The organism is Limnohabitans sp. TEGF003, assembly GCF_055395455.1.
Window position 1 is genome coordinate 3,148,982 of record NZ_AP029225.1, and the last position, 13,512, is coordinate 3,162,493.

Genomic DNA, 13,512 nt, shown 5'->3' on the forward strand with positions numbered 1-13,512 from the left:
TGCTTGATTGTCGGCCAACTGGCTGCAACTTGTCTGACAGCGGACAGCAAGACCGGGGTTTGCGGCGTAAACTGCGTTTTCACACGCTTGGCGGGCCTGGCTCGCCGCCACTGGAGAACCCCATGAACGCCCCTGTTGCTGCCGCTCACCTGGCCCCCGAAATCGCGCAACGCGCTGTGCCTGAAGCCTTTTTGGCCGCCCTGAAAGCCCGCTTTGGCGGCAACTGCTCCACCGCGCTGGTGGTGCGCGAGCAGCACGGCCGCGACGAGTCGGCCTTCACCCATGTGCCGCCCCCCGCCGCCGTGGTGTTTGCCGAAAACACCCAGGACGTGGCCGACGCGGTGAAACTGTGCGCCGAGCACAAGGTGCCGGTCATTCCTTTTGGTGTGGGCTCCTCGCTCGAAGGCCATTTGTTGGCGGTGCAAGGCGGCATCAGCATCGACCTGATGCGCATGAACAAGGTGCTGTCCATCAACGCCGAAGACCTGACAGTGACGGTGCAGCCGGGCGTGACGCGCAAGCAGCTCAATGAAGAAATCAAGTCCACGGGTTTGTTCTTCCCGATCGACCCGGGAGCAGACGCGACCATTGGCGGCATGAGCGCCACCCGCGCCAGCGGCACCAACGCCGTGCGCTACGGCACCATGCGCGAGAACGTGTTGGCCATGGAGGTGGTCACCGCAGCGGGCGACATCATCCGCACCGGCACCCGCGCCAAAAAGTCGAGCGCCGGTTACGACCTCACGCGCCTGATGGTGGGCAGCGAAGGCACGCTGGGCGTGATCACCGAAGTCACGGTACGTCTGTACCCCTTGCCAGAGGCCATCTCGGCCGCGATCTGCTCCTTCCCCAGCATCGAGGCGGCAGTCCACACCGTCATCCAGACCATCCAGCTGGGCGTGCCGATTGCCCGCGTGGAGCTGATCGACCACAACACCGTGCGCATGGTCAACGCCTACGCCAAGCTGGGCCTGCGCGAAGAGCCCATGCTGCTGATGGAGTTCCACGGCTCGCCTGCGGGTGTGAAGGAGCAGGCCGAAACCGTGCAAGAAATCGCCAGCGAATTTGGCGGCAACGCGTTCGAGTGGGCCGTCACGCCCGAAGAACGCACCCGCCTGTGGACCGCACGGCATAACGCCTACTTTGCCGCCATCCAGAGCAAGCCCGGCTGCCGTGCCATCAGCACCGACACCTGCGTGCCGATCAGCCGCCTGGCCGATTGCCTGCTTGACTCCATCACCGAGACCGATGCCAGCGGTATCCCTTACTTTCTGGTGGGCCATGTGGGCGACGGCAATTTCCACTTCGGCTATTTGATCGACCCGAACAACCCACAAGAATGCGAAACCGCCGAAGCACTGAACCAGCAACTGGTCAGCCGCGCTTTGCGCCTGGGCGGCACCTGCACGGGCGAGCACGGCATCGGCCTGCACAAAATGGACTTCTTGCGCACCGAAACCGGCGAGGGTGCGGTGGACATGATGCGCACCATCAAGCGGGCGCTGGACCCGCACAACATCATGAACCCAGGGAAAATTTTCTCGATGTGAAGAACCGGCCGGATCAGCGGTCCGCTTGCATCAGGCCCGCGTCAACAACAGCTGCTCGACTTTGGCGCACAGCTGGGCAGGCTCAAACGGTTTGAGCATCACGCCGCTCAAACCAGCCTGGCGAAACGCATCCAGGTCAACCGGATTGACGTTGGCGGTCAGGCCCAAAATCGGCACATGACGAACCGGCGGCGCAAACACCTCGCGCAATGTGCGGGTGGCCTCAATACCGTCCATGACGGGCATGACCATGTCCATCAGCACCAAATCCACCGTGTTGTCACGCAGGCATTGCAGGGCTTGCGCACCGTCTGCGGCCTCCAGAATCTGGCTCTGAGGCCAGCTGTTTTGCAGCACCTGCTTGACGAGCAAGCGGTTGACAGGGTGATCGTCGGCAATCAGAAAGCGCCAAGCCATCTCGCGGGTATGGACCTCGGACTTGATGGCATTGAGCGGGTGAGCCGGCGCCTGTGCAGCGGTCAACGGCAAGCGCAGCCAAAACCGCGATCCACGGCCAAGTTCACTCTCAAACCCGATGTCCCCGCCCAGCAAATGTGCCAGTTTTTGTGAAATCGCCAACCCCAAACCATTGCCACCGTAACGCGCCTGAATGTCGCTGTCGGCCTGGCTGAAACGGTTGAAAATTTGCGCTTGCCGCTCGGGTGCAATCCCAATGCCAGTGTCCGTCACGGAGAACAGAACACCGGGGTTTTCCCATTGCACGCGCAGCACCACCGAGCCCTGGTGGGTAAATTTCAGCGCGTTGCCCAACAAGTTGACCAGCACCTGCATGAGCCGGTGGCGGTCAGTGTGCACCCAGGTCGGCAAGGCCTCGTCCAGCTCGATCCGGTAATCCAGCTCCATGCTCTTGACGCGAGGCCAGAACAACTCAAAGGCATAACCGGTGATGCTGCGCAGTTCAAACGTCTCGGGCTGGATCACCAATTGGCCGGTTTGCAGCTGCGAATAATCCAGGATGTCGTTGATCACCGTCATCAGGTGATCGGCCGACTGACGTGTGTGGTTGAGCACCTTGAGGGCCTCGGGCTTGCCCTCGACCCTGGCCAACAACAAGGCGTTGAAGCCCAGGATCGCGTTCATCGGGGTGCGCAACTCATGGCTCACCGTCGCAATGAAGTGCTCGCGCATGGCCGACGCGTGTTCAAGTTCTTGCCGCCGCGCCTCCAGCTCACGCTGATGGCTGCGGCTTTCCTCCAACGCTTGGCGATACATGTGGTCGTACATCAAAGGCACCACGATCAGCACACAGGTGACCAGCGTGTAGGTCACGAAGGACGACAGCACGTGGGCCATACCGGTTTCGAAGGCATGCACCCAACCCAGGTGGTTGGACACCACCATGACGAGTTGCAAACCCAACGCAGCCCACAGCCAGAAAAAGCCAGCCCTTCGGCTGATCATGTAAAACGGTGTCAAGGGCAAGATCAACAGCCAGGCCAGTCGGGGTGAGTGAACGCCACCGCTCACCCACACGGCATAGAACAAAATGAGCGCCCCCAGTCCTGTACCGAGGTGAATGGCCCAGTTGGGCGAAAAGCCCTGATTGACGAGCACCAGCAGCACAAACAAACAAAAGGCAAAGGAGCCAAACATCACCGTGGCGTAGGGATAGGGGCTGATCACCGCGTAGGTCAACATCACGCCGATCACCATGACGGCAAAGAAAAACGCATAGGGCATCTTGCCCTGCCGGTAGCGTGCGGGCAGGCGTGCGGCAATGCGGGGCTTCCATCGCTGGATCACACCATGAAGGCTCACAGCTTGCCCTCCCGGGCTTGGCGTACGCAACGACCCACTGTGTGCATCAGCGTGGCCGTGTCCATTGGCTTGTGCAAAACCTCATTCATGCCCGCAGCCAAACAGCGGTCGCGGTCAACCGGGTTGGTGTTGGCCGTCAACGCCAAGATGGGCATGTGCGCGGCCCTGGCCGGAAAGTGCTGGCGTATTTGCTGCGTCACCTGCATGCCATCCATGTCCGGCATGATCATGTCGATCAAGGCCACGTCAAACACCTGCTGGTCGAGCAGGGCCAAGGCTTTGGCACCACTGTCCACGGTGGTGATGTGGGCGTTGGGCCAGCATTTCTGCAGTTGCAACTGGGCCACCATCAGGTTCACCCGGTTGTCGTCCACCACCAAGATGTTCAGGGCCTCGTCGGCCAGACCATCGTCCGCCAGGGTGTTGGACACGTCTGTGTCCTGCGCGGCTTGAAAAGGAATCTCAAACCAGAACAATGCCCCATGCCCTTCTTGGCTGTCCACACCGATGCGGCCGCTGTGCAGGATGACCAGCTTTTCACACAATGTCAGCCCCAAGCCCGTGCCGCCATACGCGCGGTTGGTCTGGACATCGGCGTGCTCAAAGCGCCGAAAAATGTGCTGCTGCCGCTGCGGCGCAATGCCCCGCCCCGAGTCCTGCACCTCGAATCGCAGGCACTCCCCACGGGCCTGCAAACGGACATGGACGGCACCTTCGGTCGTGAACTTGATGGCGTTGTCGACCAGGTTGTTGAGGATCTGGAGCAGGCGGTTTCGATCGCCGTGGACGCGGCAAGGCACCGCGGCATCCAGCTCAAAACACAAATCCAAGCCCTTGCTCGAGGCCTTGTCGGCATGGCGCTGCTGCAGTTCATCCATCAAGGCTTGGGGGGCAAAGTCGGCGCGGTTCAAGCGCAACTTGCCCGCTTGCAGCTGTGAAAAATCCAGAATGTCGTTGACCACCTGCAACAAATGTTCGGTCGAGCGGCGGATGTGCCCCACCACCGCCAATTGCTCGGGGTTGTCCGAGAGTTCACGGCGCAACACGCCGTTGAACCCCAGAATCACATTCATCGGGGTGCGCAGCTCGTGGCCCACAGCGGCCACAAATTCGTCCTTGTGCGCCTGTGCCCGGATCAGCGCTTCATGGGTGGCCTTGAGTTCATCGTTGCGCTGGTTGAGTTTGCGCAACTGCACTTTGTGCAGGTGTTCATAAATGCGCACCCCCATCATCAGGTTCAGGAGCGCCAGCAAATGGTTCAGATAAGCCCAAGTCACCACCGACGACGACACAGTCACATGGCTGCCGACCCAGCCCATCCAGGTGAACCACGTCAGCACCAGAATCGACAGCAGCATGATGCCAATCCAGACCAGCGTGGCGGCGCGTCCCAGCAACAGCAACACCGGCACCGACAAGACATTGAGCCAGACCACCGCGGTGGAATTGATGCCGCCCGTTTGCATGGCCGTGTACACCGTCAGCAGCACGGTGAGTGCAGTGACCGCGTGGACGAGGTGGTCAAAAATGGCGCGGATACGGACCACCGCCAACAGACAGACGGCCAACACCGACACGAGCAAATTGGCCTGCGCCACCCGCTCAACCGGCGTGAACAAATAGCCAAAGAATGTCGTCAAGCCCACCAGGACCAAATAGATGGTGAGCATTTCCTGACGCAAAAACCCGTTTGGACGAAACAAGGTTCGCCACAAAGCCTTGATCAGTTTTTGCGTACCGCGCAGCACCGTCTTATCCGCGCAATTTTTCAATCAGGCCATTGAGCTCATCGAGCGAGCCGAACTGGATCGACAACTCGCCCATCTCTTCGATCTTGCCCAAACGCTTGACGCGCTTTTTCACACGCACCTCGACCTCGGCCATGAGCAGATCCGAAAGCTCTTCTTCCACCCGCCGGATGTCGCGGGACTTTTCCTTTTTGGGTTTTTGATGCACCAGGTTGAATTCGGCACCGAGCTTTTTGGCCAGGCTTTCGGCTTCGCGCACCGACAGTTTCTTGGCCGCGATCTGGTTGGCGGCGGTGATTTGGGCGGCCTTGTCAAGGGACAACAAGGCGCGGGCATGGCCCATGTCCAGATCGCCCGCCATCAACATGGTCTGCACCGGATCGGCCAGATTCAGCAAACGCAGCAAGTTGCTGGCGGCGCTGCGTGAGCGGCCGACCGCTTGCGCCGCCGTTTCGTGAGTGAGCCCAAACTCTTTGATCAGGCGTTGCAGGCCTTGGGCTTCTTCGAGCGGGTTGAGGTCTTCGCGCTGGATGTTCTCGATGAGCGCCATGGCCGCGGCGGCCTCGTTGGGCACGTCACGCACCAAAACAGGGACAGACTCCAGCCCCGCCAGACGCGAAGCGCGGAAACGCCGCTCGCCCGCGATGATCTCGTACTTGCCCGCGTTGTCGCCCTCGCTCAGCTGGCGCACCAGGATCGGCTGCATGATGCCTTGCGCCTTGATGGATTCGGCCAACTCGTACAAAGCGCCCTCGTCCATGCGGGTGCGCGGCTGGTACATGCCGGCCACCATCTGATCGAGCTTGAGCTGGGTGGGCACCCCCGTTTCGGCCGTCATGTCGGCAACGGGTGCGTCCTGCACTTTGGGGCCCAGCAGGGCTTCGAGTCCGCGGCCCAGGCCTTTGGGTTTTTTGGTGACCATGGTCAATCCTTCAGTAATGTTTGCAACAGCGCATGGCCCTGCGGCCAATCGCCCAGCGATGAATCGGCGTTGATGTGCCCGGCTTCACCCAAGTCCACCCAAGTGGCCCCCCAATCGTGGGCCAAACCTTGGGCACGCCGGGCAGCGCAATAGGGGTCGTTCTGGCTGCCCACCAGGATGCTTTTGAACGGCAATGGCTGGCGCACGATGGGCGACCAGCCGGGCAGGCGGTGGTTCAATTCAGGGGCTTCGGTGTCCCCCGGAGCCACCAGCAAAGCGCCTCGCACTCTGGCCGTGTGCCGGGACACAGAGGCCCAGGCGGCCACCAAAATGCAGCCCAGACTGTGGGCGGCGAAAACCACTGGTCCTGGCGCATCGATCACGGTCTCGTCCAGACGCGCCAACCAGTCCCCACGCAAGGGGTGCAGCCAATCGTTTTGCTCGACCACGGCATAGCCATGCAGACGCGCCCAACGCATTTGCCAATGCTCGGCACCACTGCCTTGCCAGCCCGGCAAGATCAGCACCGTGGCCGCTTGGGCCAGAGCACCATCGAGCGGCAGGGGTTGCGCCTGAAACGACATCGTCAAACGGCTCAGAGCGTGGGCGCGCGCAACACCAGTTCACGCGCAAAGTCGACATAGGCCTGGCTGCCCTTGGCAGGCGGGTCAAACACCACGCCCGGCAAGCCGTAGCTCGGCGCTTCGGCCAGGCGCACATTGCGCGGGATCACGGTGTCGAACACCTTGTCGCCAAAGTGGGCCTTGAGCTGGTCGCTGACCTGCATCTGCAAGGTGATGCGCGGGTCGAACATGACACGCAGCAAGCCGATAATTTTCAGGTCCTTGTTCAAGTTGGCGTGCACCTGCTTGATGGTGTTGACCAGATCGGTCAGGCCTTCGAGCGCAAAGTATTCGCACTGCATGGGCACGATCACGCCATGGGCCGAGCACAGGCCGTTGAGCGTGAGCATGGACAAGGACGGTGGGCAGTCGATCAGCACAAAGTCGTAATCGGCATCGACCACGGCCAAGGCATTTTTCAGGCGCTGGTCGCGGTGTTCCAGCTGCACCAGCTCGACCTCGGCACCGGCCAGTTCGCGGTTGGCGCTCAGCACGTCGTAGCCGCATTTGTCGGCCTTGACCACGGCTTCGGCGATCGAGGCCGACTGCAGCAAGACATCGTAAACGCTCAACTCAACCGCGCGTTTGTCGATGCCCGAACCCATGGTGGCATTGCCCTGCGGGTCCAGGTCCACCAGCAGCACCCGCTGCCCGACTTTGGCCAAGCCTGCGGCCAGGTTCACGGTGGTGGTGGTTTTGCCAACGCCACCCTTTTGGTTGGCAATGCAGAAAATCTTGGCCATGCTGCGCTTTCGGGGTTATTTGGACATGGCCAGCTTGATGCCAAAGCCGACCAGAAAAATGCCGGCCACCTTTTCCAGCACCCGCCCCACCAAAGGGTTGGCGCGCATGCGCTCGGCCAGGTGGTGCGTAAGCAAGGTCATGCCCAGGCCATACAAAAAGGTCAACGCGGCAATGGTGGCCGCCATGACGCCAAAGCTGACCCAACCCAGATGGGTTTGGGGGTCTACGAACAATGGAAAGAAGGCCATGTAAAAGACGATGGCCTTGGGGTTGAGCAAGGTGATGGCCAGGGCCTGTTGAAAATACTGGCGGGGCCGGATGTTCAGCACAGGCGCATCACCCGGTTTGGCAGACAGCATCTTCCAGCCCAGCCAGGCCAAGTACACCGCGCCCAACCACTGGATGGCCACAAATGCCGCCGGGTAGGTGGTCAGCACCGCCGCCACACCTGCGACCGCCAGCCACATGAGCACCTGATCCCCGGCGATCACGCCCAGGGTGGCCATGAGGCCACCGGCCACGCCGCCCTTGCTGGTGGAGGTGATGAGGGCCAGATTGCCCGGGCCAGGAATGGCCAGAAACACCACGATGGCCGCCACAAATGCGCCGTAATCCGAGATGCCAAAGAACATGAAGAGCTTTCCGAAAAATGAGACCGTCTGGTGCGCGCCTTATTTGGCCAACACCATCCTGAAACCGAAACCCACCAGGCACAAACCCGCCAGTTTTTGCAAGGAGGATGACAACTTGGGATGGGCGCGGAGGCGTTCGGCCATGTGGTGGGTGACCCAGACCACCCCCAAACAGTACACAAATCCCAACGCTGCGATGGTCCCGGCCATCACACCAAAAGTCACCCAACCCTGGTGCTGGACCGGGTCGATGAACTGCGGGAAAAACGCCAAATAAAACATGATCGCCTTGGGGTTGAGCAAGGTGATGAGCAATGTTTCCCGAAAATAATGCCCGGGCGTGATCTGCAGGCTGGGCCCCTCGCCCGGCTTGGACATGAGCATCTTGCCACCCAGCCACAACAAATAAGCCGCCCCCAGCCACTGCAAGGCCATGAACAAAGGCGGGTAGGTCTTGAGCATGGCGGCCACACCGGCCACCGTGAGCCACAGCAAAATCTGGTCCCCCAAAAGCAGGCCCATCACCGAAGCCAGGCCACCCGGCATTCCGCCTTTGCTGGCCGAGCTGATCAGCGCCAGGTTACCGGGGCCTGGCAAAAACAAAAGCAGGACAAAGGCCGCAGCGAATGCGCCGTAATCCGAGATACCAAACATGTCTGCACTTTCAGGGGGGATGTGGCGAGTGTACGTGATGCCCTTCGGGAAACCCCTCAAACAGCGTGTTTCACGTGAAACACGCCTTCCTTCACGCCGTTTGGGGCTTGATCCAGACCATGCAACGCTCCACATCCAGGCCCGGCACCTTCAAAGGCTCCACGTGAAACACCTGAATATCCGTCGGCAGTGCGTCGATTTCACTCTGTGGGTGTTTGCCCTTCATGGCCATCCACACCCCGCCGTCGGCCAGTGCCGAACGGGACCAAGTGACAAAGTCAGGCAAAGAGGCAAAGGCCCTGGAGCAAATGATCTGGTACGGATCGGTCAGGGACTCGACCCGGGCGTGCACACCGCGCAAATTGGGCAGCTTCAAACTCACCGCCACCTGCTGCACAAAGGCGGCTTTCTTGGCCACGGTGTCCACACAGCTCACGTTCAACTCGGGCATGCAAATGGCCAGCACAACGCCAGGCAGGCCGCCACCCGAACCGACATCCAGCACCCGAACGGGCTGGCCTTGGGTGTGTCGGCGCAAAGGGGCGATGGCGGTCAGGCTGTCCAACAGGTGGTGCGTGAGCATGTCCGCCGGGTCGCGCAACGCGGTCAGGTTGTAGACCTTGTTCCATTTCTGAATCAGCGCCGCATAGTCCAGCAAATGCTGGATTTGCGCATCCGTCAAAGCCAAACCCAAGGCTTGCGCACCCGAGCGCAGCCCAGCCTCAAGATTCACGCTCATGCCTGCACGCCTTCTTCAGCCGCTTGCATGAAGCCCTTGAACCCGCCCTTCTTCAAGTGGATCAAGAGCAAGGACACGCTGGCGGGCGTGATGCCCGAGATGCGCGAAGCCTGGCCCAAGGTTTCGGGGCGGTGCTTGGCCAGCTTCTGGCGGGCTTCGATCGACAAGGCCGAGACCTGCATGTAGTCCAGGTTCTCGGGCAAGCGCAGGTGTTCGTAAAAGGCAGCCCGCTCCACCTCCCCTTTTTGCCGGTCTATATAGCCGGAATATTTGGCCGCAATCTCGACCTGCTCGATCACCGAGGGGCTCAAGTCGCCCAGCGTTTCACGTGAAACATCGGCGCTGGCCATGCGCCCGCCGTCCAAAGACATCAGCGCCGGATAGCTCACATTCGGTCTGCGCAGCAAATCGAAAAGGTTGTGCTCGTGCTCAATGGCCTTGCCCAAAACCCGCTCGGATTCCGCTGCGGGCAGGTTGCGCGGGTTCACCCAAGTGGATTTCAGGCGCTCTGTTTCACGTGAAACAGCATCGCGTTTGCGGCTGAACGCGCCCCAACGGGCGTCATCCACCAAACCCATTTGGCGGCCCAATTCGGTCAGACGGGCGTCGGCGTTGTCTTCGCGCAGCTGCAGGCGGAACTCCGCCCGGCTGGTGAACATGCGGTAGGGCTCGGTCACGCCCTGGGTCACCAGGTCGTCCACCAGCACACCCAAATACGCCTGGTCGCGTGCAGGTGTCCAGGCGGCTTCGCCCCGGCATTGCAGCGCAGCGTTGATGCCCGCGAACAGGCCCTGGGCCGCAGCTTCTTCGTAACCGGTCGTGCCGTTGATCTGACCCGCAAAGAACAAGCCGTTGATCTGCTTCGTCTCAAAACTGTTCTTCAGTGAGCGCGGGTCGAAATAGTCGTATTCGATGGCATAACCCGGGCGCAGAATGTGGCAATTTTCCAGCCCCTTCATCGACCGCACCAGATCGTACTGGATGTCAAACGGCAAGCTGGTCGAGATGCCGTTGGGGTAATACTCGTTCGTGGTCAGGCCTTCGGGTTCCAGAAAAATCTGGTGGCTGTCCTTGTCGGCAAAACGGTTGATCTTGTCTTCCACGCTCGGGCAATAACGCGGGCCCACGCCCTCGATCTTGCCGGTGAACATGGGGCTGCGGTCAAAGCCGGAGCGGATGATCTCGTGTGTGCGCTCGTTGGTGTGGGTGATCCAGCACGGCACTTGCTGAGGGTGCATCTCCGCCTTGCCCATGAAGCTGAACACGGGCACCCCGCCCCCCTTCTCCTCATCCCAGTTCATGCCGCCGGGGACGCCGTCGCCGGGCTGCTCGGTGCATTTCGAAAAATCAATGGTGCGACCATCCAGGCGCGGCGGTGTGCCGGTTTTCAGGCGGCCTTGCGGCAGCTTCAATTCCTTCAGGCGCGCCGACAGGCTGACAGCCGGTGGGTCACCCGCTCGGCCCGCTGAATAGTTCTGCAAGCCCACATGGATCTTGCCGTCCAGGAAAGTGCCTGCCGTCAGCACCACGGTGCGCGAACGGAAACGAATGCCGACCTGCGTCACAGCGCCCACCACCCGGTTGCCTTCGACCATCAGGTCGTCCACGGCTTGCTGGAACAGCCACAAATTGGGCTGGTTCTCCAGCATGCGGCGGATGGCGGCTTTGTAGAGGATACGGTCGGCCTGGGCGCGTGTGGCGCGCACGGCCGGGCCCTTGGAAGAGTTGAGGATGCGGAACTGGATGCCGCCTTCATCAGTGGCCAGCGCCATGGCGCCGCCCAAGGCATCCACCTCTTTGACCAGGTGCCCCTTGCCAATGCCGCCAATGCTGGGGTTGCAGCTCATCTGACCCAGCGTCTCGATGTTGTGGGTCAACAAGAGCGTTTTGCAGCCCATGCGCGCAGCCGCCAGCGCAGCCTCGGTTCCGGCATGGCCACCGCCGACCACGATCACATCGAATTCTTGAGGGTAAAGCATGAGAAGTCCGCCTTGAATGAAGGCCAAAAATGGGCGCCGCCTGCGCCGTGGGCCGCCCTGCCACGGGGTCGGCTGAAGCTGCTGATTTTACAGGCAGGGGGTCAGGCCTGCGGCCCTTGCGGTTATGCACCAAACGCATGACCTGACAGCCAAGCGGCCTTGGACGGCGGCGCGTGCCCGCCCTACCATTTGCACCACCGACAAACCGTCAGTTTCAAGAAAGGCGACGAAACATGTCCAATTCACCTGCAGGCTTCCCCGCCACAAGCGCCCATGCACTGCCCTCTTATTTGAACCCCGAGCACCTGGGCCCCTGGGGCATTTACCTGCAGCAAGTTGACCGCGTCACGCCCTATCTGGGCAGCTTGTCGCGCTGGGTCGAAACGCTCAAACGCCCCAAACGCGCCCTGATCGTGGACGTGCCCATCGAACTGGACAACGGCACCATGGCCCACTTTGAAGGCTACCGCGTGCAGCACAACACCAGCCGAGGCCCGGGCAAAGGCGGCGTGCGCTTTCACCAGGACGTCACCCTGTCCGAAGTCATGGCCCTGTCGGCCTGGATGTCGGTGAAAAACGCGGCCGTCAACCTGCCTTTTGGCGGCGCCAAGGGCGGCATCCGGGTCGACCCCAAAACCCTGTCTCGCGGCGAGCTGGAGCGCCTGACACGCCGCTACACCAGCGAGATCGGCATCATCATCGGCCCGACCAAGGACATTCCGGCCCCGGACGTGAACACCAACGAGCAGATCATGGCCTGGATGATGGACACCTACTCCATGAACGAAGGCGCCACCGCCTCGGGCGTGGTGACCGGCAAGCCCTTGGCCTTGGGCGGCTCTCTGGGGCGACGCGAAGCGACCGGGCGTGGCGTCTTCACCGTGGGTCAGGAAGCCGCGCAACACATCGGTCTGGACATCGCCAAGGCCCGTATCGCCGTGCAAGGCTTTGGCAATGTGGGCGGCACTGCGGCCAAGTTGTTTGCGCAGGCCGGGGCCACGGTGGTCGCGGTGCAGGACCACGGCGGCACGGTTTATCAGGCGTCTGGTCTGGACGTGCCCGCTCTGTTGCGCCATGTTGGGGAGCACGGCAGCGTCAAGGGGTTCACGCCAGCAGAGACCCTGCCCGATGCGCAGTTCTGGGGGGTGGACTGCGACATCCTGATCCCGGCCGCACTGGAGCAGCAAATCACCGCCGCCAATGCCCACCAGATCCTGGCCCGCATGGTGATCGAAGGCGCCAACGGCCCCACCACGCCCGAGGCCGACGACATCCTGCACGAGCGGGGCATTCTGGTCGTGCCCGATGTGATCGCCAACGCGGGCGGCGTGACGGTCAGCTACTTTGAATGGGTGCAGGATTTCTCCAGCTTTTTCTGGAGCGAAGACGACATCAACACCCGCTTGGTGCGGATCATGCGCGAAGCTTTTACCGCCATCTGGCAAGTGGCCGACGAGCACCGCGTCAGTCTGCGCACCGCCACCTTCATCGTGGCTTGCACGCGCATTTTGCAAGCGCGCGAATTGCGCGGTTTATACCCCTGACATCCGGTTTTTACGCACAGACCCAAAAGACCGTTTGTCCATCAAGCAAGGCGCTCAAGGCTTCAAAGGCAAGGCCCCTGCGGCCTTGACCTCACCCAGCGAAAAACTGGTGTGCAGGTCTTTCACATTAGGCAGGTTGATCAGCACATCGCGAGCGAACTGGCTGAAGGTGTTCAGGTCTTTGCTGACCACCTGCAGCTCGAAGGTGCCGGTGCCGCTGATGTAGTGGCAAGAGATCACTTCCGGGATCTTGAGGATCGCCTCCTCCAGTTGGCGTGTGATGTCGCCCCGATTGCGCTCGGCATCCAGGCGCACGAAGGCGAACACGTCCAGCCCCACTTTTTGACGGTCGATTTCAGCGCGGTAGCCTTTGATGACGCCCGCCTCTTCCAACGCCCGCACCCGCCGCCAACACGGCGCTGCCGACAGGCCGACTCGCTGCGCCAACTCGGCGTTGGTCAAGCGCCCATCGCGCTGCAGTTCATTCAATATCGCCCAGTCGAATTTATCCAGTGTTTCCAAAATAGGCCTCTTTGAGCAAGATTCTTTCAAATCATAGGGCAAATCCTGTCGCAGAAAGCAAGCACTTGTCGGCTTG

The 13,512-nt window shown here is 61.3% G+C and carries 12 protein-coding genes; 2 read left to right on the forward strand and 10 right to left on the reverse strand.

The window, feature by feature from the left end; genetic code table 11:
- Nucleotides 1–122 precede the first annotated feature (122 nt).
- The gene (locus ACZ5RT_RS15020; RefSeq protein ID WP_464452991.1) at nucleotides 123–1,550 is read left to right on the forward strand and encodes an FAD-binding oxidoreductase; all 1,428 of its coding nucleotides are present in this window, start codon (nucleotides 123–125) and stop codon (nucleotides 1,548–1,550) included.
- Nucleotides 1,551–1,580: 30 nt separating this feature from the next.
- Here the strand turns inward: ACZ5RT_RS15020 and ACZ5RT_RS15025 are convergent, their stop codons facing one another.
- From ACZ5RT_RS15025 to mnmG, 9 genes are all read right to left on the reverse strand, one after another.
- Entirely contained in the window at nucleotides 1,581–3,329 is a 1,749-nt protein-coding gene (locus tag ACZ5RT_RS15025) for an ATP-binding protein (RefSeq protein WP_464452992.1), read from the reverse strand.
- Entirely contained in the window at nucleotides 3,326–4,999 is a 1,674-nt protein-coding gene (locus ACZ5RT_RS15030; protein ID WP_464452993.1) for a hybrid sensor histidine kinase/response regulator, read from the reverse strand. Before ACZ5RT_RS15030 ends, ACZ5RT_RS15025 begins: the two co-directional genes overlap by 4 nt.
- A gap of 82 nt (nucleotides 5,000–5,081) precedes the next feature.
- Complete coding sequence (locus ACZ5RT_RS15035; RefSeq protein ID WP_464452994.1) at nucleotides 5,082–5,999, reverse strand: ParB/RepB/Spo0J family partition protein; 918 nt, start codon at nucleotides 5,997–5,999, stop codon at nucleotides 5,082–5,084.
- A gap of 2 nt (nucleotides 6,000–6,001) precedes the next feature.
- The gene (locus ACZ5RT_RS15040; RefSeq protein WP_464454226.1) at nucleotides 6,002–6,583 is read right to left on the reverse strand and encodes an RBBP9/YdeN family alpha/beta hydrolase; all 582 of its coding nucleotides are present in this window, start codon (nucleotides 6,581–6,583) and stop codon (nucleotides 6,002–6,004) included.
- An 11-nt stretch (nucleotides 6,584–6,594) separates the two neighbouring features.
- Nucleotides 6,595–7,365 carry a ParA family protein gene (locus tag ACZ5RT_RS15045; protein WP_464452995.1) on the reverse strand — a complete coding sequence of 257 codons (771 nt, stop codon included), beginning with the start codon at nucleotides 7,363–7,365 and terminating at the stop codon, nucleotides 6,595–6,597.
- Between the two features lie 15 nt (nucleotides 7,366–7,380).
- Nucleotides 7,381–7,998, reverse strand: a complete 618-nt coding sequence (locus tag ACZ5RT_RS15050; RefSeq protein WP_291929519.1) for a LysE family translocator — start codon at nucleotides 7,996–7,998, stop codon at nucleotides 7,381–7,383.
- Between the two features lie 39 nt (nucleotides 7,999–8,037).
- The gene (locus tag ACZ5RT_RS15055) at nucleotides 8,038–8,652 is read right to left on the reverse strand and encodes a LysE family transporter (protein WP_291929520.1); all 615 of its coding nucleotides are present in this window, start codon (nucleotides 8,650–8,652) and stop codon (nucleotides 8,038–8,040) included.
- Between the two features lie 91 nt (nucleotides 8,653–8,743).
- Nucleotides 8,744–9,391, reverse strand: coding sequence for a 16S rRNA (guanine(527)-N(7))-methyltransferase RsmG (rsmG, locus tag ACZ5RT_RS15060; protein WP_464452996.1), 648 nt, complete (start codon nucleotides 9,389–9,391; stop codon nucleotides 8,744–8,746).
- Nucleotides 9,388–11,370: a tRNA uridine-5-carboxymethylaminomethyl(34) synthesis enzyme MnmG gene (gene mnmG, locus ACZ5RT_RS15065; RefSeq protein ID WP_464452997.1), complete on the reverse strand. Its 1,983-nt coding sequence runs from the start codon at nucleotides 11,368–11,370 to the stop codon at nucleotides 9,388–9,390. Before mnmG ends, rsmG begins: the two co-directional genes overlap by 4 nt.
- 233 nt (nucleotides 11,371–11,603) lie before the next feature.
- On the opposite strand from mnmG, the gene ACZ5RT_RS15070 reads away from it, so the two are divergent.
- A complete protein-coding gene (locus ACZ5RT_RS15070; protein WP_464452998.1) occupies nucleotides 11,604–12,914 on the forward strand; it encodes a Glu/Leu/Phe/Val family dehydrogenase in 1,311 nt (436 codons plus the stop codon).
- A gap of 54 nt (nucleotides 12,915–12,968) precedes the next feature.
- Here the strand turns inward: ACZ5RT_RS15070 and ACZ5RT_RS15075 are convergent, their stop codons facing one another.
- Nucleotides 12,969–13,436 (reverse strand): Lrp/AsnC family transcriptional regulator, encoded by a 468-nt coding sequence (locus ACZ5RT_RS15075; protein ID WP_291929524.1) that lies wholly within the window; start codon nucleotides 13,434–13,436, stop codon nucleotides 12,969–12,971.
- Nucleotides 13,437–13,512: the final 76 nt, after the last annotated feature.